The sequence below is a fragment of the Pseudomonas sp. TNT2022 ID1044 genome (genome assembly GCF_028656895.1).
Taxonomy (GTDB): domain Bacteria; phylum Pseudomonadota; class Gammaproteobacteria; order Pseudomonadales; family Pseudomonadaceae; genus Aquipseudomonas; species Aquipseudomonas reinekei.
Genome location: NZ_JAMDHB010000009.1, coordinates 198,170 through 216,781, shown reverse-complemented (window position 1 = coordinate 216,781; position 18,612 = coordinate 198,170). Strand labels below are relative to the sequence as shown.

Sequence of the window (18,612 nt, the reverse complement as noted above, 5' to 3'; positions counted from 1 at the left end):
ATTATCCTGTGCCCGCCCCCTCTCACCGGAGACACCTGTGCAACCCTTGACTGCCCGAGAGGTTTACCAGCAATTGCGCGATGTCGCCCTGGGCCTGCGTCCGTTACAGCGCCTCGATCAACAGCCCGAACCTGGTCTGGTGCTGGTCGACATCGAAGGCTGGCGTTTGAGCCTGGATATCGACGGTGTTCGCCTGCGTCACTGCCTCCGCTGCCAGAGTGCGCAAGGTCGGGTATTCGATGCAGGACAACGCTTCGGCACCGACCCCGTGAGTTTGCTCAGTACCTGGGAGCTGGCGCAGATCGAGCGGCTATTGGCGCGACTGTAACACGTTGATTACACCGTCGGGCTTCGTGCCTTGGGCTCTGCTGTGATACATAAGACGTGGTGCGTATCCCGTGACCAAGAGGTTTGCTTATGTTCCACTGCCCCCGCCTGCCGCGACTGCTGAGCTGCGCCCTGTTCGGTTTACTCGCCAACACTGCTCACGCCGCCACCTCCCCGGCCCCCGATGCGTTGCGGCCGTTGCTGGCAACGATCAACGAGCGGCTGAATATTGCCGATCAGGTGGCGCTGACCAAATGGGACAGTGGCAAGCCGGTCCAGGATACGGCCCGCGAAGCACAGGTCATCGCCAACGCCCGCAAGCAGGCGGTGCAGCAGAAACTCGACCCGGACGAAGCTGCCGACCTGATCGCCGCCCAGATTGAGGCCAACAAACTGGTGCAGTACGGACTGCTCGCCATCTGGCAAGCCGCCCACAAGGCGCCCGATGTACCGCGACCGGACCTTAATCAGATCCGGCCCAAACTGGATGCACTGCAAGCCCGCCTGTTGCAGCAATACGCCGATTTCACACCCTATCGCGTCGACCCGGAATGCCCGAACTGGCTGGCCGAACAACGCGCCAGCCTGATCAAGGACGCCCTCCATGGCCAGGCATTGATCCGCGCAACCGGCGAGTTGTGCGTGATGGATCAATGACGGCCATGGTGTTCGAGGCATCCATTGACTGCGTCAATAGTCACCATTAACTCAATGAAGTTCTCTTAAAAATTGTGCGGCGTAACATGGGCTCCATACCAACCAACAACACCCCGGAGCACACGATCATGAAACGCCAAACCATCCTCAGCATCGCATTCTCGATCTTCGCAGTTAACGCTTTTGCCGCGACCTCTGCTCAACCCGTAGTCGCTGAAGGCGGCTCGGACCGACTGATTGAAAGCCGTGTGGCTGAAGGCGGTTCGGATCGCCTGATTGAAAACCGCGTCGCTGCCGATGGTTCGGATCGTTTGAAAGGCAACGAAGTCGCCGCTGATGGCTCTGACCGTCTGCATGGCAACACTGTTGCTGCTGATGGCTCGGATCGTCTGAAAGGTAACGAAGTCGCCGCCGATGGCTCGGATCGTCTGAAAGGCAACGAAGTCGCCGCTGATGGCTCCGACCGCCTGCACGGCAACACCGTAGCCGCTGATGGCTCCGACCGTCTGCAAGGCAACACCGTCGCCTGATTGAATTGCTTCACCGCAACACCTCGAAAAGCCCGGCCTGATCAGCCGGGCTTTTTCGTGGCCGGTTTTTAAGCGAATCTATGCCTCTTTTCTGCGTAAGATGCTGACGAGCCTACTACACCCACCAATCTGATAACCCGCATCAGGCAAGCTTTGAACAACAACAATAAACAGGAGTTGAATATGTCTGAACTGCAACTGCACCCCAAAGCCGCAGAGTCCTTGAAGCTGTGGCACACGATGATCAGTACCGGCGACTTGCAGTCCTTGCCGGCGCTGCTGGACCCGCAAGCGGTGTTCCGCTCGCCGATGGCGCACACGCCGTATCCGGGCGCGCCGGTGGTCTCGATGATTCTCAATACCGTATTCCAGGTGTTCGAAGACTTCACGTATCACCGTGAACTGGCGACTGCCGACGGCTTGAATGTCATCCTCGAGTTCAGCGCCAGGGTCGGTGAGAAGCAACTCAAGGGCATCGACATGATCCGCTTCAACGAGCAGGGCAAAATCGTTGATTTCGAAGTGATGGTCCGTCCGCTCAGCGGCTTGCAGGCACTGGGTGAAGAAATGGGCAAGCGCCTCGGCGCCTATCTGGCCGCCAGCAAAGCCTGATCGCTGTGCAACGCCGGTCGAAGCTTGGGCACCACCTGCAACTCGACCGGCTCACAGAGAAACGCACTGCAGCGCGAACGCAGCCAGCGCTGGCCCGAATCCCCATGCGCCGCAGCGCGCCAGACCATCGAAAGCTCGTGGACCGGCAATTGCAGCGGTGCCGGCTCGGCCCTCATTCCCGCCACCGGTGACATCGCCTTGGCCACGTAATCCGGCACGATGGCCAGCATGTCGCTTTGCCCCAGCAACCCCGGCAACGCACTGAACTGCGGGACGCTCAGCACCACTTTGCGCTGGCGGCCCAATTGGCTCAGGGCGTGGTCGGTGTGATCCGTGGTATTGCCTACGGAAGACACCACGACATGCGGACGCCGACAGAATTCGTCCAGCCCCAGCGGCCCCGGCCGCGTGTCAAACCGCAGCAGCGTCGGGCGGATCGGCCGCAAACCCTTGCGTCGCGCGCTGGCCGGCAGGTCGTGGGTGTGGCTGATACCCACCGAGATGTCGCCGTTGAACAGCCTTTGTGACATCTGCTGCTGATCGACACGAAGCAAAATCAATTTGATGTTCGGCGCCTCGATTTGCAGTTGCCGCAACAGCCGTGGCAACAGCGCGTATTCGACATCGTCGGACAGACCGATATGAAACGTCGTGTCGCTGGTGCGCGGATCGAACGATTGGCAACGGCTCAGCGCGGCGGCGATGCCGTCCAGCGCCGGCGCCAGGTTGGCGAAAATTTCCTCGGCCCGCGCGGTCGGTTCCATCACCCGTCCGCAACGAATGAACAGCGGGTCATCAAACAGCACGCGCAATCGGCCCAGGGCACCGCTGATGGTCGGTTGCCCAAGGAAAAGTTTTTCGCCGACGCGGCTGACATTCCGCTCATGCATCATCGTTTCGAAAACCACCAGCAGGTTGATGTCGGCACGACGCAGGTCATTTCTGTTCATGAGATTCGCTACCCGGCACACGGCCATTGAGTTCGGGAAGGTGCCTGCACAGGTTATGACCGAGCCTGCAGAACGTCTGTCGTACATGGGGACAGAACGATCATGCGTTAGGTAAGCGCGTTGATACTCCGGTATAGCGCCACCTGAAAAAATCAATGGAATGAATGATTTGCGCTGACACACGCCAAGCGCGATCCGAGCCTATGGCGGTTTTTTCGGGTTTTTTGTCCTAACGTGAGGCAAGCCCCTGCTTCTAGGATACTGAACCGATTCTCCGCCCCAGCCCGAAGAAAACGAGGCGCGCATGATCGAAATTCCAAACAAACAGTCATCCCACCCGCGCACGCCTGCCTTTGCACAAGGAACCTGCAGCAAGATGCTGTACAACATAGGCCAAAGGACTTCTCGCCTCATGCTCGGTCTCAGTCTCAAGCCCATGGAGAACCTCCTGGTGTGGCTGATGGGCTTGATCGTGGCGTGCGGGATACTGATCAACACCGAAACCCGAACCGACCTCACCACCACCACGCTCTATATCGCGTTGTTGCTGATGGCGATCAATTTGCTGTCGATCAGCGCGGTGATCGCGGTCGCCTTGTTCTGCATGCTGGTGCTGACGTCGATGTGCCTGTATCAGGGCGGGTTTCAGCGCTGGGAAACGACCACCGACCTGCTGCACAGCCTGGCGGTGCTGGCGGCCATTATTTATCTGGCGCTGCGCAGCAAAAAGATCTCCGACAACCTGCGCCACAATGAAGTCTATATGGTCGGTGCCCAGTGCCTGACCCAGACCGCTTGCTTCGGCTTTCGCGCAGACCTCGGCAGAATGGGCTGGTCGGAGCAGGCGGCACGAATTCTCGAATACCCGGCGAGTACGTCGCCCTCGGTGGCCTTGTTCCTGAAGCGAACCCACCCCGATGACCTGCCACTGGTACTGGCCGGTTTCGAAAAGGCTGCACGCCATGAAACCCTGATCGAGGTCAAACACCGCCTGCTGATGCCGGATGGTCGGATCAAATATCTGCACCTGTTCGCCACCCCACTCTTCACGCGTGAGGGCAACTTCGAGTACCTGGGCGCGCTGATGGACGTGACCGCCAGCAAAGAGGCTGAAGAAGCGCTGTGTCGTGCCCAGACTCAATTGGCCCACGTTACCCGCGTGACCTCCCTGGGCGAACTGGCGGCCTCCATCGCCCATGAGGTCAATCAACCGCTGGCGGCGATCACCAGCAGTGCCGAAGCCTGCCGCAACTGGCTCAGTCGTCCGCAGCCCGATGTGCTTGAGGCACGCCAGTCACTCGAACGGATCATCGCCAGTTCGAGCCGGGCGAGTGAAATCACCCGTCGGGTCAGGGCGTTGTCGCGCAAGTGCGATCCGTTGCGCCAGAACGAGTCGCTCAACGAAATCGTCAGTGAGACCCTGAGCCTGGTTCGCTATGAATTGGCTCACCACAAAATCAATCCGAAAATCGAACTGAGCGCATTCGGCGGACAGGTCAGTGCGGATCGCGTGCAACTGCAGCAAGTCATCATCAATCTGATCATCAACGCCTGCCAGGCCATGGAGGCGGTCAGCCCTTGCGAACGGGTGCTGTGCATCCGCACCTGGGTGCAGGGCAACGAAGTGCTGCTGGAAGTCGCCGATCAAGGCCCTGGCATTCCTGCCGACGTCTTGCCGCAGTTGTTCACCCCATTCTTTACCACCAAGGCAAACGGCCTGGGCATGGGCCTTTCCATTTGTCGTTCGATCATCGATTACCACGAAGGGCGAATCTGGGCCACCAGCGCAAATGGCCAGGGCAGCTCGTTTCTGTTCGCCCTGCCAATACGTGTCGCCAATGACCAGGGCTTCGCCGCGGCCATTTAATACACAGGTATGAGTGCCGCCGGTCCGACTGGCAATTAATGTAGCGTCCCTCGGCAGGAACACAGCGCCGGGCGGTTGCGCGTCCAACCCTTGGGAATCAGCAATGAACGAACAACATCCACTCAACAAAATCACCCAGAACGAGTCCATGGTTTTCATCGTTGACGACGATGCACCACTGCGCGAATCCCTTGGCAGTCTGTTGCGTTCCATCGGCCTGCGGGTCGAGTTGTTCGGTTCGGTTGCCGAGTTCATGAAATACCAGCGACCGGACACGGTCAGTTGCCTGGTGCTGGATGTGAGGTTGCAAGGCAGCAGTGGCCTGGACTTTCAAAACGACCTGGCCATTGCCGGCATCAACGTCCCCATCGTTTTCATTACGGGACACGGCGATATCGCCATGACGGTGCGGGCCATGAAAGCCGGTGCGGTGGATTTCCTGACCAAGCCCTTCCGCGAACAGGACCTGATCGATGCGGTGTGCGCCGCCCATAGCCGGGATAAACAACGTCGCGAGTCCGAGCGCCATGCCGATGAATTGCGGGCGCGTCACCAGACACTGACCGCCCGGGAACAAACGGTGATGGCACTGGCGGCCTCGGGTTTGATGAACAAACAGATTGCCGGGGAAATCGGTTTGAGCGAAATCACCGTGAAGATCCATCGCGGCCAGGCCATGCGCAAAATGGGTGCACGCTCCTTTGCCGATCTGGTGCGCATGTCTGAGGTGATCTCGGCCCAACCCGCGATCAGGTGACTATACCCACGTATGCTGTGCGCCCTTTCAGGACAGCGTATCTTGCAAGGATGGCGCAGAGCCTTTTCAGTGTTCTGCGCTACCAGGCAGGACACCACTATGCATGACGAGGCAATGATTGCCGTTGTCGATAACGATGAATCCGTTCGAATGGCGTTAGACAGTTTATTGCGATCCAGTGGTTACACGGTTCGCACTTACGCGGGGGCGCACGAGTTTCTTTTCTCCGATGGCCCGGTCATCACGTCCTGTTTGATCTCCGACATACAAATGCCGGAAATGGACGGCATCACCATGTACGAGCAACTGGCGGCCCGGGGCATTCATATTCCGGTGATTTTCATCACCGGCAACCCCTATGCACAGCGTCCGCCCGGTAAAAGCGCGCAGACACCGATTGCCTTTTTTCCCAAGCCTTTCTCCACTGAAAAGTTGCTCGCCTGTATCGAAACTGTGCTGAATCAACGTAACTAACTTCGGCGATTTAAAGCCGCTAATACCTTGGTATAGCCCGCTCATACTTACTCATACTCGCGCTGACCCTATGTAGCAGTGTCAGATTTAAACCTCTCGAATACCATCTGTTCCAGATCAAGCCAAACCGTCTGCGCCGCGTTGTCTAGCCACTTCGCGAATGTACAGCCATAGCGGTGGTGCTTACATCGCCACCACTTTTTCACGCCCTCGATTGTTCTTCAGGAGCAAAACAATGAAACAGCAAATTTTGATTATTGGTGCAGGTTTCGGTGGTGTATGGAGCGCATTGAGCGCTGCCCGCCTGCTGGACAAGCACGATCGAAATGACGTCGAGATCACCGTGCTCGCGCCTCAGGCCGAGTTGCGCATCCGCCCGCGTTTCTACGAGCCCGACGTGCACACCATGAAAGCGCCGCTGGACGATCTGTTCAAGGCCGTGGGCGTGAAATTCGTTCAGGGTTCGGCCGAGGAGATCGATGAGAAAACCAAACAGGTCAGCTACACCAACATCGCTGGCATCCAGGGCAAGCTGAGCTACGATCGCCTGGTGCTGGCCGCCGGCAGCAAGCTGAACCGTCCGCCGCTCGAAGGTCTGGAGCATGCGTTCGATGTTGATGAAATCGAATCCGCCACCGAACTGGAAACGCACATCAAGGCGCTGAAGGACAAGCCGGCCAGTGCTGCCCGCAACACCGTAGTGGTCATCGGCGGTGGTTTCACCGGTATCGAAACCGCAACGGAAATGCCAGCGCGCCTGCGTGCCGCACTGGGTGACGACGCCGACATCCGCGTGGTTGTAATCGAACGCGCCCCACAGCTCGGTTCAGCCCTGGGCGACGGCATCCGTCCATCCATCGTCGAGGCCTCGGAACATCTGGGCATCGAATGGATCGTCGGCGCCACGACGGCCTCGGTCGACGCGGGCGGCGTCACCCTCGCCGATGGCCGTCGCATCGAATCCAGCACCGTGATCTGGACCGTGGGTTTCCGCGCCCACACGCTGACCGAGCAAGTGCAAGGCACCCGCGATCATCAGGGCCGCCTGCATGTGGATCAGAACCTCAAAGTACGCGGTCACGCCGATGTCTACGCCGCCGGTGACGTGGCCTATGCCGCCACCGATGACCTGGGCAACTTCGCCGCCATGTCCTGCCAGCATGCGATTGCCCTGGGCCGTTATGCCGGCAACAACGTCGCCGCCGAGTTGCTGGGCGTCGAGCCGATGCCATACAGCCAACCCAAGTACGTCACCTGCCTGGACCTGGGCACCTGGGGCGCCGTGTTTACCGAGGGCTGGGATCGCCAGGTGAAACTGGTGAAACAGGAAGCCAAGGAACTCAAGAGCCAGATCAACTCCGTGTGGATCTACCCGCCGGCAGCCGACCGTGCCGCTGCGCTGGCCGCCGCCGATCCGCTGATTCCAGTGGCATAAGGTTCCAGGCTGCGGGTGATCGATATGTACGGTTTTTTTGAAGATCCGTATCGGGTGCTGAAGCTGTCCTGCGTGCTATTGATCGGCGGGTTGTTCGCTCTGATCATCGGCGCGGTTCTGGCCTACGGCTATGACGCGTATCTGTCACTGCCCGGCCTGGTGATGGCCCATGCCTTGACGATACTCGGCCCGACAGCCATCAAGCTGGGCTATGTGATGCGCTTGTTGTCATTCAATCGTCTGCGACGAAACCCGGTGACAACGCAGCAGGGTTTCACCGGTTGAAGCGAAGTTAAACGTCTGTACCCCGGCCAGCCCTCTCCTTGCTGGACCGGGACATTTCCCAACCGCCCGCCACTGGTTTTTCTGGCGGGCGTTTTTTATCAAGTCAGATCCACTGCAAACCTCAATAAACATTTGCTCCAAAGGACAGATGAACTGCGCATTTCAGTAGCGCTTTTGCACAACAACAGAAACATCCCTCACAGAGAGTTTGCCCGGCATCACCGATGCCTTGCGAGTTGCCGTTCGATAGCAAAAATCTGGAAGAACAAATGTCTATCATCAAACGTTGCAAAAAACTTTTTTTGTCAGATGCCCTGGCCTGGCTGGCCGCCATCGCGGTGGGCAGCATGATCTTTATTACCAACTCGTACCTTGATCTGGATATTGCACCGACGCTGTTCTACATCACGCTGGTGTTCATGTCGGCGAACTTTTTTTCTGTTCCGGTTTTCCTGGCTGTCGCCTTCGGTTGCGTGGCCATCCTCACCACCAGTTTCCTGGTCGACGCAGGCTACCGCGATCACAAGTTGATCGCCGGGTTTGTGCGTTGCCTGATCGCGCTGACCACCATCACCTTGCTGGCGCTGCGCAGCAAGCGCGCGACCGAATCATTACGCCGCAAAGAAGCGTTCTTTCTGGGCGCACAAAAACTCAGTCACACCGGCAGTGTCGGCTTTACCATTGATGACGAAGCGATCGTGTCGTGGTCAGACGAAGCCTCGCGGATTTACGAGTTCCCCCTGGGCGAAATACCGACGCTGGCGATGGTCCGCGGGCGCACTCATCCCGATGACCTGGCCGTTATCGACAGTGTTCTGGAACAGGCCGCACGCCAGAAAAGCCTGATCGAAGTGGAGCATCGTCTGGTCATGCCCGATGGCCGGATCAAGCATGTGCAGATGATCGCCAACCCGCTGTTCAAGCATGGCGGACGCGTTGAATACGTCGGCGCCTTGATGGACGTGACCGCCTCCAGACACTCCGAAGAAGCGCTGCTGCACAGCCAGGCAAAACTCGCGCATGTGACACGCGTGACCTCCATGGGGGAACTGGCCGCCTCCATCGCCCATGAAATCAACCAACCGTTGGCGGCGGTGATCACCAGCGGCGAATCCTGCAAACGCTGGATCAACCGCGCGGAACCGAACCTCGATGAAGCACGCCGCTCGCTGGACCGGATCATTCAGAATTCGGCCAGGGTTTCCGATGTCATCACTTGCATCAGGGCGCTCTCGCGCCAGAGTGAGGTGCAGCGCCAGATCGAAGTGTTCGACGAAATCGTCAGCGACTCACTGACCCTCATGCAACATGACATTTGCATGCAGCAGGTTCGCCCGCACACACAACTGGGCGCCCCCGGCGCGCGCATTCAGGGCGACCGCATACAACTGCAGCAGGTGATCATCAACCTGATCGTCAATGCCTGTCAGGCCATGGCCAATGTGCATGACCGGGCACGAACGCTGCGGATCCAGACGTCGGTACAGGACAACGAAGCGGTGCTTGAAATCACCGATTCCGGCACCGGCATTGCCGAAGACATTCTTCCGTCACTGTTCGATCCGTTCTTCACGACCAAACCCACCGGCCTGGGCATGGGGCTCTCGATTTGCCGTTCGATCATTGAATTTCATGGCGGGCGCATCTGGGTGTCCAGTGAAGTGGGTGTGGGCACGCAATTCCTGTTTGCGATTGCGCTAATGCCCGTGAGTCACGATGAATAACGTTCATCCACACATGCCGCCATGCGGCGATTGGGAGACCTCGCAGTGTCTATCGATGAAGCAAGCCGCCATTCTGATCACGCCCAACCGCGAAACATTGTTTTCGTGGCCTACCCGCAAATGGGTCTGCTGGACCTGACCGGTGCCCAGACCGTGTTCTGGGTGGCCAACCATGCCATGACCGAACGCGACCTGCCCGGCTACGCGCTGCACACCGCCAGCCTCACCGGTGGTGAAATCCAGACGGCAGAGGGCCTGGTGGTGCAAAGCCGAAAGCTGAGCGAGTTTGACGATAACCCGGTCGATACCCTGATCGTCCCCGGCTCCCCGAGCATTCGCCAGATCGTTGCCCAAAGCACAGCGCTGGCGGACTGGCTGCGCGATGCTTCAGTCACCGCCACGCGCACGGCGTCAGTGTGCAGCGGTACTTTCTTGCTGGCCCAGGCCGGTTTGCTCGATGGCCGGCGCGCCGCGACCCATTGGGTGATGGCCGAGTGGTTCGAGCGCATGTACCCCGAGGTCGAACTCGACCAGGAAGCGATCTTCGTGCAGCAGCAGTCGGTGTGGACCTCTGCGGGCATCAGCGCGGGGATCGATCTGGCTCTGGCACTGGTCGAGGCTGACGGCGGTCGCGAAGTCGCGATGCAGGTCGCCCGGCACATGGTGGTGTACTACCGCCGACCGGACAATCAGGAGCAGTGGGGCTCATTGCTGCAATCGCAATTCCAGGCCAGTGCCTGACCGACAGGCCTTGCGTCAGGCAAGGCTTGCCCCGTCTTATTTTCGTTGCAGCAGCCACTGCAACAGGCTGGTTTTCTTGACTCATACCCAGGTATGACGACCGTAGCCCCATGTGCTACGCCACTGTCTTGAGGTAGGAGTGTTATGCGGCGCGCACCGATTTACGCTGGTCACCTTGAATGAATCAACTCATCGCGCCGACGCGCTGACCTGAGGACGGTTGTCATGAACGCACTGCAAAAGCTGTACATCGCCAGTCATCCGCTGCGCATCAGTCGCTATGGTGCGCATACGTCCCTGTCCATTTCCGAGCGCGTCGAAATCATCGACGCCTTGACGCAGACGCTGAGCACCACGCTGGGCATTCTTGCGCAGCTCAAACGGGGTCAGCAGAAACTGCAGAACGTCAGCTTCCTGCCGGTGCAACAGCTGTTCCGACGCCTGGTGCGCGCCAATGCCGACTACGCCCAATTCCTGGCCAGTGGCATCGCCGACCTGGGCGGATACGCCGAGACAGCAGCCCTGTACAGCCTGAATGACACCCACGACCCGCAGTGTTTTGCCGACTGCCTGAGCGGGATTTGTCAGGGAACTCGCCGACTGCGGGCCGTCGATGTATTGCTGCGCGACTACTGCGAATGCGCGATCGCCAACAAGGACAACGCCAGCAAACGGTTTTTTGAAGAATGCACGCGGCACAACGCGCGTTTCCTGGCGCTGATCGAAGCCAACCTGGCCGATGGACAGCCTTGGTGACAGCGTTTCTTTAATTATCGAAAATCAACCAGCAAACATACCCAAGTATACTATTCCGCTTTCTTGGAGCGCGTATCTTGCAAGTATGGCGGGCGCCACTTAGCGCCACTCGCAATGACGCAAGGTTTCTACATGTTCAACTCAGCTATTATTTCAGTTGTTGATGATGACGAACTAATTCTTATCTCGCTGGACAGTTTATTGCGTTCTTACGGCTACACGGTGAACACCTATAACAGTGCCTATGCGTTTCTTGAATCCAGTGGCCCGGAGCAGACTGACTGCCTGATCTCGGATATTCAGATGCCCGGCATGTGCGGGGTGCAAATGTACGAAGCGCTGGCGGCACGAAATGCTCATATCCCCACGCTGTTCATCACCGGAATGCCGGGCCTGCCGCCACAGTTCAGCGCGCGCGTGCGAAAACCCGAAGGTTATTTTTCCAAGCCGTTCAATACCGATGCGCTGCTGGCCTGTATAGAACGAGCCCTTAAACGCCGGGCTTGATGTTGACCATTTGGCCAATAAATTTTTAACACTTTGGTATGGCCAACTCAAACCCAGGTAGGCACTTACTTACCGTTTGCAGCACTGTGCTGTAGCGCCAAAACAAATAACATTTTCTTTATCAGTTTTCGATTAGTTAAGACTTCCACTCCACCCACTCAACTAAAACCTCAACTTAAAGAAACCGTGCCATGTCAAAAAACAAACTGACTTCGATCAACGGCGCTCCGGTCGTCGACAACTTCAATATCCAGACCGCTGGCCCTCGCGGCCCCGCACTGCTGCAGGATGTCTGGCTGCTGGAAAAACTCGCCCACTTCGACCGTGAAGTGATCCCTGAGCGGCGCATGCACGCCAAAGGTTCCGGCGCCTACGGCACCTTCACCGTGACCCACGACGTAACGCGCTACACCAAGGCTCGGCTGTTTTCGGAAGTGGGCAAGCAAACACCGATCTTCACCCGTTTCTCGACCGTGGCCGGTGAGCGCGGCGCCGCCGATGCCGAACGCGACATTCGTGGTTTCGCCTTGAAGTTCTACACCGAACAAGGCAACTGGGATTTGGTCGGCAACAACACGCCGGTGTTTTTTTCCGCGACCCACTGCGCTTCCCGGACCTCAACCACGCGGTCAAACGCGACCCACGCACCGGCATGCGCAATGCGCAAAGCAACTGGGATTTCTGGACGTCGCTGCCCGAAGCCTTGCACCAGGTGACCATCGTCATGAGTCAGCGCGGCATTCCGCGCAGCTACCGGCACATGCACGGTTTCGGCAGCCACACGTTCAGCCTGATCAACGCCAGTAACAAGCGGCATTGGGTCAAGTTCACCTTCAAGAGCCAGCAAGGCGTGGAAAACCTGAGTGACGAACAGGCTGAAAAGCTGATTGGCCGCGACCGTGAAAGTCATCATCGGGATCTGTTCGACAGCATCGAGGCGGGCGACTTTCCACGCTGGACGTTTTACATCCAGGTCATGACCGAAGATCAGGCTCACGACCACGGCGACAATCCGTTCGACCTGACCAAGGTCTGGTCACACAAAGACTATCCATTGATCGAAGTGGGTTACTTCGAGCTCAACCGCAACCCGGAAAACGTCTTCGCTGAAGTCGAACAAGCGGCGTTCTCGCCATCGAATGTGGTCCCGGGTATCGGCTTCTCGCCGGACCGGATGCTGCAGGCACGCCTGTTTGCCTACGGCGATGCCGCGCGTTATCGCCTGGGGGTCAATCATCACCAGATTCCGGTCAACGCCGCCCGTTGCCCGGTGCACAGCTTCCATCGCGACGGTGCCATGCGCGTTGACGGTAACTACGGCGGCCAATTGGCGTACGTCCCCAACAGCGATGATCAATGGGCCGACCAACCGGACTGGCGTGAACCGCCGCTGAAGATCTCCGGCACTGCCGGGCATTGGGATCATCGCGTGGACGAAGACCACTTCGAACAACCCGGCAACCTGTTCCGCCTGATGTCGGAATCGGAGAAACAGGCGCTGTTCGAAAACACCGCGCGTTCGCTCAGTGGTGTTTCGCAGCAAGTGCAGCAACGGCATATCGCCCATTGCAACCTGGCTGATCCGCTTTATGGGGCCGGGGTTGCCAAGGCGTTGGCCGATCTGGACCGGTAAAGCCGAACCTGTAGGAGCAAGCTTGCTCGCGATGGCGGACGGTCAGCCAACATCATCGCTGAATGACCCGCCGCGATCGCCAGCAAGCAGCTCCTGAAGGTTTTATAGCGTCAGGTGAGGACGCAAACCGAAGGTTGATGGCATCATCACCCGCTTCGAAGGTTTCGATGCCGACGGTGAAAGGGTTGTCCCGCTATCAGGCGCACCCTGGCCGAAACTGCCACCGTCCTGTTCCATTAAGGAAGCGACCTGATGCGTATCACATCACTGCCGGCCTGCGCGTTGGCGCTCTGTCCGCGTGTTCAGGCTCAGCGCCGATGACGGCCATCGTGCGGCCGCGGCAGCTGCTGATTATCTTGGGTCTGTTGTTGGCGCTGGTGTTCTGGTTGTCCCTGGCCCTCGGGCCGGTCAGCTTGCCGCTGGGCGATACCTTGCTCGCCGGGCTGCGCTTGCTCGGCTTGCCCATTGACGGCGGCGACACGCAACAGGCGGAGCTGATCCTCGGTCAGATCCGCTTGCCCCGCAGCTTGCTCGGCATCGCGGTCGGTTCGGTCCTGGCGCTGTCGGGTGTGGCGATGCAGGGGTTGTTTCGCAACCCGTTGGCGGATCCGGGGCTGGTCGGTGTGTCTGGCGGTGCGGCACTGGGCGCGGCGTTCGCCATCGTCGGTGGCAGCATGCTCGGGGGCCTGTCGCCGGCCATCGAGCCGTATCTGCTGTCGTTGTGCGCCTTCATGGGTGGCCTGGTCGTCACGGCGGTGGTGTATCGCTTTGGCCGCAGCAACGGCCAGACCAACGTTGCCACCATGTTGTTGGCCGGCGTGGCGATGACGGCCATGGCCGGGGCGGGTGTCGGCCTGTTCACTTACCTCGCCGACGACGCCACCTTGCGTACCCTGACTTTCTGGAACCTCGGCAGCCTCAACGGCGCCAGCTACCCGCGTTTGTGGCCGTTGCTGATCGTGGCAGTGGGCGTGGCGTTGTGGTTGCCCCGTCGCGCGGCGGCCCTCAATGCGATGCTGCTGGGCGAATCGGAAGCCAGGCACCTGGGGTTCAATGTCGAACGGATCAAGCTTGAGCTGGTGCTGTGCACGGCGCTGGGCGTCGGCGCTGCAGTGGCAGCAGCAGGCCTGATCGGCTTTATCGGTTTGGTGGTGCCGCACCTGATGCGTCTGCTGGTCGGACCCGATCATCGGGTGCTGTTGCCGGCCTCGTTGCTCGCCGGCGCCAGCCTGTTGTTGCTGGCCGATCTGGTCGCCCGCCTGCTGCTGGCACCGGCCGAATTGCCGATCGGCATCGTCACCGCACTCATCGGTGCCCCCTTCTTCCTTTATCTGCTGGTACGGGGGCGCACCTGATGCTGCGGGCCAATAACTTGCTGGTCCGGCGCGGCAGTCGCACCGTACTGGCCGACATCGATATCGCGTTGCGTCCAGGTGAAGTCCTTGGCGTGCTGGGGCCGAACGGCGCGGGCAAAAGCACCCTGCTCGCTGCCCTGTGCGATGAGCTGCCGATCAGTGAAGGCACGGTCAGCCTCGACGAGCGCAAAATCGCCGACTGGCCCGGTCAGGAGCGGGCCAAACGCCTGGCGGTGTTGCCCCAGAGTTCGAGCCTGAATTTTGCTTTCTCGGTCAATGAAGTGGTGGGCATGGGCCGTCTGCCCCATGCCAGCGGTCGCGTGCGCGATGCTGAAATCGTCGCCGAAGCCCTGAGCGCGGCCGATGCCTTGCACCTCGCCGGGCGCAGTTATCTGGCCTTGTCCGGTGGCGAACGCCAGCGCGTGCATCTGGCGCGGGTGCTTGCACAACTGTGGCCAGGCGCCGAGGGGCAGATCCTGCTGCTCGACGAGCCGACTTCAATGCTCGATCCTTTGCACCAGCACACCATCCTGCAAGCCGTGCGCGACTTCGCCGAGCGCGGTGCGGCGGTGCTGGTGATCCTGCACGACCTCAACCTGGCCGCGCGGTATTGCGATCAGTTGCTGCTGTTGCAGGATGGTCGACCGCACGCCTATGGCCCGCCGGACGAAGTGCTGACCGCCGAGGCAGTGCAAGCGGTGTACGGGCTGCAGGTGCTGATTCAGCAACACCCGGAGCGCGGCCATCCCTTGATTATCGCGCGCTGATACCCGCCCCCACCCCGGTGCCCGAGGGGGCCACCGTCTGATTAAGGAATACCGATGCGCATTCTGCTGCTATGCCTGATCAGCCTGCTGGCTGCCTGCCAATCCCGTTACGTCGCCCCGCCACCCGCGCCGATCGCACCGCAAGGCCGCGATCATGCTGACTTCGGAGTGATTCGCGAACTCGCCACCGGGCGCACCCTCACCCCGCAAGCGCTGGTCGAACGCTTGGCGGCTGCGCCACGGGTGCTGGTCGGTGAGCAACACGACAACCCTGATCACCATGCCCTGCAACTGTGGCTGCTGCGCCAACTGGCGGCGCAGCGTCCGCAGGGCAGTCTGCTGATGGAAATGCTCAACCCCGACCAACAGGCGAACGTCGATGCCGCGCAAGCCGCGACCCGCGCCGGACAGCCACCGGCCGATCCTTATCAGGCGCTGTCCTGGCAAGCCCATTGGGATTGGGGCGTTTACGGCGCCGTGGTGACTTACGCCCTGGGCCAACCTTACCCATTGCTGTCGGCTAACCTGGACCGGAAGCAGATCATGCAGATCTACAAACAGCGTCCGACCCTCAACGGCGAAGCCTCCACCTCTGAACAGGTGCAAGCGACATTGCTGGAGGACATTCGTGAATCCCATTGTGGCTTGCTGCCCGAGACGCAGATGCCGGCAATGCTCGCCGTGCAGCAACAGCGTGACCGGCGCATGGCCGAGCGCTTGATGGCGGCGCCGACACCTGCGCTGTTGCTGGCCGGGTCGTTCCATGTACGCAAGGATCTGGGTGTGCCGCTGCATATGAAGGACCTTGGTGCTGGTGAGGGTAATGCGGTGCTGGTGCTGGCTGAGGCGGGCAGGACTGTGAGTGCCGACAGCGCGGACTACGCGTGGTACACGGCTGCGCAACCCGAACAGGATCATTGTGCGGATATGCGTCGGTGAGGTTGGTAGGGATTGGGGAAATCTGTCAGAGATGGCTTGACTGGTAGAGCGTCATTGCCAGCAAGCCACCCTCTACAGTAGGTATTCGTACGAACCAGGGCCGGCAGGTCGTTACCGTAGCAATGGTTACGCCCCTGCCTCCGGCCCCACCCACCTAAGGCGCCTGAAAACCCTGCAAATACGCCAACAAATCATCAATCTTTTCCCGATCACTGATCCCCCAGAAAATCATCCGCGTACCGGACACCACGGCCTTCGGGTCCTCGATATAGGCCGCCAGTGTTTCCCGCGTCCAGACGATGCCCGATGATTTCATCGCATCGGAATACTGGTAATCCGTGGTACTCCCGGCCACCCGCCCAAGCACATTGTTGAGCTGCGGCCCAAAAAACGCCCGCGCCGATTCCCCGACCTGATGACAGCCACCGCACACCCGCTTGAACAGTTTCCCGCCCGCCTCGGCATCCCCGGCTGCGTTCGCTGGCACGTTGAACAGTCCGAGGCTCAGGACGAGAGCCAACATCGTCGTTTTATTCATGTACAACTCCCGACCCGCCGTCGCCCATCACAAAAAATGGCCGCCATTTGAGCATGACTTGGCAACTCATCCGAAGCTTTTCAGCCAGCGGTTCAATGCCCCCCCGGGCAAACTTGAGTATGAGTCTTTAACACCTTGATGTTCGCGTGGACAACCTATGCATAAGTGACGTGTTTTCTCAGCCAATTAAGATGGCAGGCATGAATATCGGAGCTGCATTACCCGACATTCATGCCAACCCGAACGTTGCGTGAACAATCCCGTGACTCACCAGGTGAACATGATGAACACCCCTAAACTTGCACTAGGAATTGCCCTCTTTTCGGCCCTCGGTTTTGTCGCGGCGAACAGCCAGGCTGCAGAAGCAGGCGCCACGACGAGCGGCGCCGGCACCGCTGCCCACAACGTTGCCGAAGGTGCGAACGACCGCATCAAGGAACGACAACTGGCCGAAGGTGGAGCAGATCGCCTGCAAGAACGCCGACTCGCCGAAGGTGGCGCCGACCGGCTCAAAGAACGTCAGCTCGCCGAAGGCGGCGCCGATCGCCTTAAAGAACGGCAACTGGCCTCGGACGGTTCCGATCGACTGAAGCAAAACAACGTGGCGGCCGGCTACAACTCGATGCGCGGCACCCGCGTAGCCGAAGGCGGCTCGGACCGTTTGCGGCAGAACCATTACGCCGATGGCAGCAATGGCTACGACGCCAGCTCCGACGTCATGCCCTACTTCTGCATGGAATGTCGCTGAGCAACCCTGCAATCACCGCAATCCAAAAGTGGGAGCGAGCCTGCTCGCGAAGACGGAGGAACATTCAACATCACTGCTGAATGACCTACCGCTATCGCGAGCAGGCTCGCTTCTACAAGGTTTGTGGTTTGACTTCAGTCCTTGAAGTCAGTGGACAGCGCCAGCTCGTTCCACTCGGCCAGCTCCTCGGCAACAAAACGGTTTTTCGCTTCAATGCGCGCCACAGTATCGCTGCCCAGGGCCAGCCGTTGCGGCGGTTTCGGTGCATTGACCAGGGCCAGCATGGCCTCGGCGAACTTCACCGGATCACCTGGCTGCGCATGGTTCGCCGCTTCGGCATGCTTGCGCATCGCACCAACGGTTGCATCGTAGTCCGGCAGTTCCAGCGCAGTTTTCACCAGCGACTGCTCGTCGAGGAAATCAGTGCGGAAAAAGCCCGGTTCGACCACCGTGGCGTGGATGCCCAGCGGCGCCAGTTCCTGATGCAGCGCCTCGGTAATGCCCTCCACCGCAAACTTGGTGGAACCGTAGACCCCCCAGCCCATGTAGGCCTGATAGCCGCCAATCGACGAGATATTGATCACATGCCCTGAGCGCTGGCGGCGCATGTGCGGCAGTACCGCGCGGGTCACGTTGAGCACGCCGAAAACGTTGGTGGCGAACAGGCGCTCAGTCTCGCTGGCGCTGGTTTCTTCGACCGCGCCCAACACGCCGAAACCGGCATTGTTGATCAGCACATCGATGCGGCCAAAACGCTTGATGCCTTCAGCGACAGCCTGATGCGCTTCCTCTTCACGAGTGACGTCCAGGCGCACGGCCAGCAAGTTGGGATGATCGCCCAGTTTGGCGATGACTTCTTCAGGTTTACGGGCAGTGGCAATCACCGCGTCGCCGGCACGCAGAGCATGTTCTGCGATGAGGGTACCAAAACCACGGGAAGCTCCAGTAATCAACCAAGTACGCATTTCAACTCCTCCTGTCAGCGACCCGAGCGTTATTGCCGGGCCTTC

General features: G+C 59.6%; 19 protein-coding genes and 2 pseudogenes. 18 read left to right on the top strand and 3 right to left on the bottom strand.

What is annotated here, in order from left to right; all coding sequences use genetic code 11:
- Positions 1–37 precede the first annotated feature (37 nt).
- The 4 genes from M5G20_RS13870 (at position 38) to M5G20_RS13855 (ending at position 2,126) form a co-directional block, all read left to right on the top strand.
- The gene (locus M5G20_RS13870) at positions 38–328 is read left to right on the top strand and encodes a DUF7693 family protein (RefSeq protein WP_273919526.1); all 291 of its coding nucleotides are present in this window, start codon (positions 38–40) and stop codon (positions 326–328) included.
- Positions 329–417: 89 nt separating this feature from the next.
- Positions 418–984: a chorismate mutase gene (locus tag M5G20_RS13865; RefSeq protein ID WP_273919525.1), complete on the top strand. Its 567-nt coding sequence runs from the start codon at positions 418–420 to the stop codon at positions 982–984.
- 128 nt (positions 985–1,112) lie between these two features.
- Positions 1,113–1,514, top strand: a complete 402-nt coding sequence (locus M5G20_RS13860; RefSeq protein WP_273919524.1) for a hypothetical protein — start codon at positions 1,113–1,115, stop codon at positions 1,512–1,514.
- A 183-nt stretch (positions 1,515–1,697) separates the two neighbouring features.
- A complete protein-coding gene (locus M5G20_RS13855) occupies positions 1,698–2,126 on the top strand; it encodes a nuclear transport factor 2 family protein (RefSeq protein ID WP_273919523.1) in 429 nt (142 codons plus the stop codon).
- Here M5G20_RS13855 and M5G20_RS13850 read toward each other — a convergent pair.
- Positions 2,102–3,076, bottom strand: a complete 975-nt coding sequence (locus M5G20_RS13850; RefSeq protein ID WP_273919522.1) for a LysR family transcriptional regulator — start codon at positions 3,074–3,076, stop codon at positions 2,102–2,104. The two genes, M5G20_RS13855 and M5G20_RS13850, sit on opposite strands and share 25 nt — an antisense overlap.
- Before the next feature lie 412 nt (positions 3,077–3,488).
- On the opposite strand from M5G20_RS13850, the gene M5G20_RS13845 reads away from it, so the two are divergent.
- From M5G20_RS13845 to M5G20_RS13785, 13 genes and pseudogenes are all read left to right on the top strand, one after another.
- Entirely contained in the window at positions 3,489–4,943 is a 1,455-nt protein-coding gene (locus tag M5G20_RS13845; RefSeq protein WP_273919521.1) for a sensor histidine kinase, read from the top strand.
- A gap of 103 nt (positions 4,944–5,046) precedes the next feature.
- Positions 5,047–5,700, top strand: coding sequence for a response regulator transcription factor (locus M5G20_RS13840; RefSeq protein ID WP_273919520.1), 654 nt, complete (start codon positions 5,047–5,049; stop codon positions 5,698–5,700).
- 99 nt (positions 5,701–5,799) lie between these two features.
- Complete coding sequence (locus tag M5G20_RS13835; protein WP_273919519.1) at positions 5,800–6,174, top strand: response regulator transcription factor; 375 nt, start codon at positions 5,800–5,802, stop codon at positions 6,172–6,174.
- A gap of 235 nt (positions 6,175–6,409) precedes the next feature.
- Positions 6,410–7,609, top strand: coding sequence for an NAD(P)/FAD-dependent oxidoreductase (locus M5G20_RS13830; protein ID WP_273919518.1), 1,200 nt, complete (start codon positions 6,410–6,412; stop codon positions 7,607–7,609).
- 24 nt (positions 7,610–7,633) lie between these two features.
- The gene (locus M5G20_RS13825; RefSeq protein ID WP_273919517.1) at positions 7,634–7,894 is read left to right on the top strand and encodes a transmembrane sensor/regulator PpyR; all 261 of its coding nucleotides are present in this window, start codon (positions 7,634–7,636) and stop codon (positions 7,892–7,894) included.
- A 269-nt stretch (positions 7,895–8,163) separates the two neighbouring features.
- Positions 8,164–9,618: a sensor histidine kinase gene (locus M5G20_RS13820; RefSeq protein WP_273919516.1), complete on the top strand. Its 1,455-nt coding sequence runs from the start codon at positions 8,164–8,166 to the stop codon at positions 9,616–9,618.
- 21 nt (positions 9,619–9,639) lie between these two features.
- Positions 9,640–10,356, top strand: a pseudogene (locus M5G20_RS13815) (AraC family transcriptional regulator); the annotation flags it as partial.
- 228 nt (positions 10,357–10,584) lie between these two features.
- Positions 10,585–11,115, top strand: a complete 531-nt coding sequence (locus M5G20_RS13810; protein WP_273919515.1) for a hypothetical protein — start codon at positions 10,585–10,587, stop codon at positions 11,113–11,115.
- Positions 11,116–11,247: 132 nt separating this feature from the next.
- Positions 11,248–11,622, top strand: coding sequence for a response regulator (locus M5G20_RS13805; protein ID WP_150735139.1), 375 nt, complete (start codon positions 11,248–11,250; stop codon positions 11,620–11,622).
- 191 nt (positions 11,623–11,813) lie between these two features.
- Positions 11,814–13,255 (top strand): annotated as a pseudogene (locus M5G20_RS13800) (catalase).
- 317 nt (positions 13,256–13,572) lie between these two features.
- Positions 13,573–14,610 (top strand): FecCD family ABC transporter permease, encoded by a 1,038-nt coding sequence (locus tag M5G20_RS13795; RefSeq protein ID WP_273919514.1) that lies wholly within the window; start codon positions 13,573–13,575, stop codon positions 14,608–14,610.
- A complete protein-coding gene (locus M5G20_RS13790) occupies positions 14,610–15,377 on the top strand; it encodes a heme ABC transporter ATP-binding protein (protein ID WP_273919513.1) in 768 nt (255 codons plus the stop codon). Before M5G20_RS13795 ends, M5G20_RS13790 begins: the two co-directional genes overlap by 1 nt.
- 54 nt (positions 15,378–15,431) lie before the next feature.
- Positions 15,432–16,316: a ChaN family lipoprotein gene (locus M5G20_RS13785; RefSeq protein WP_273919512.1), complete on the top strand. Its 885-nt coding sequence runs from the start codon at positions 15,432–15,434 to the stop codon at positions 16,314–16,316.
- Between the two features lie 154 nt (positions 16,317–16,470).
- Here M5G20_RS13785 and M5G20_RS13780 read toward each other — a convergent pair whose 3' ends face one another.
- Positions 16,471–16,854 (bottom strand): cytochrome c family protein, encoded by a 384-nt coding sequence (locus M5G20_RS13780; RefSeq protein WP_273919511.1) that lies wholly within the window; start codon positions 16,852–16,854, stop codon positions 16,471–16,473.
- A gap of 283 nt (positions 16,855–17,137) precedes the next feature.
- Between M5G20_RS13780 and M5G20_RS13775 the strand changes: the two genes are divergently transcribed.
- Complete coding sequence (locus tag M5G20_RS13775) at positions 17,138–17,602, top strand: hypothetical protein (RefSeq protein WP_273919510.1); 465 nt, start codon at positions 17,138–17,140, stop codon at positions 17,600–17,602.
- 134 nt (positions 17,603–17,736) lie between these two features.
- Here the strand turns inward: M5G20_RS13775 and M5G20_RS13770 are convergent, their stop codons facing one another.
- Positions 17,737–18,567 carry an oxidoreductase gene (locus M5G20_RS13770; protein ID WP_273919509.1) on the bottom strand — a complete coding sequence of 277 codons (831 nt, stop codon included), beginning with the start codon at positions 18,565–18,567 and terminating at the stop codon, positions 17,737–17,739.
- Between the last annotated feature and the right edge of the window lie 45 nt (positions 18,568–18,612).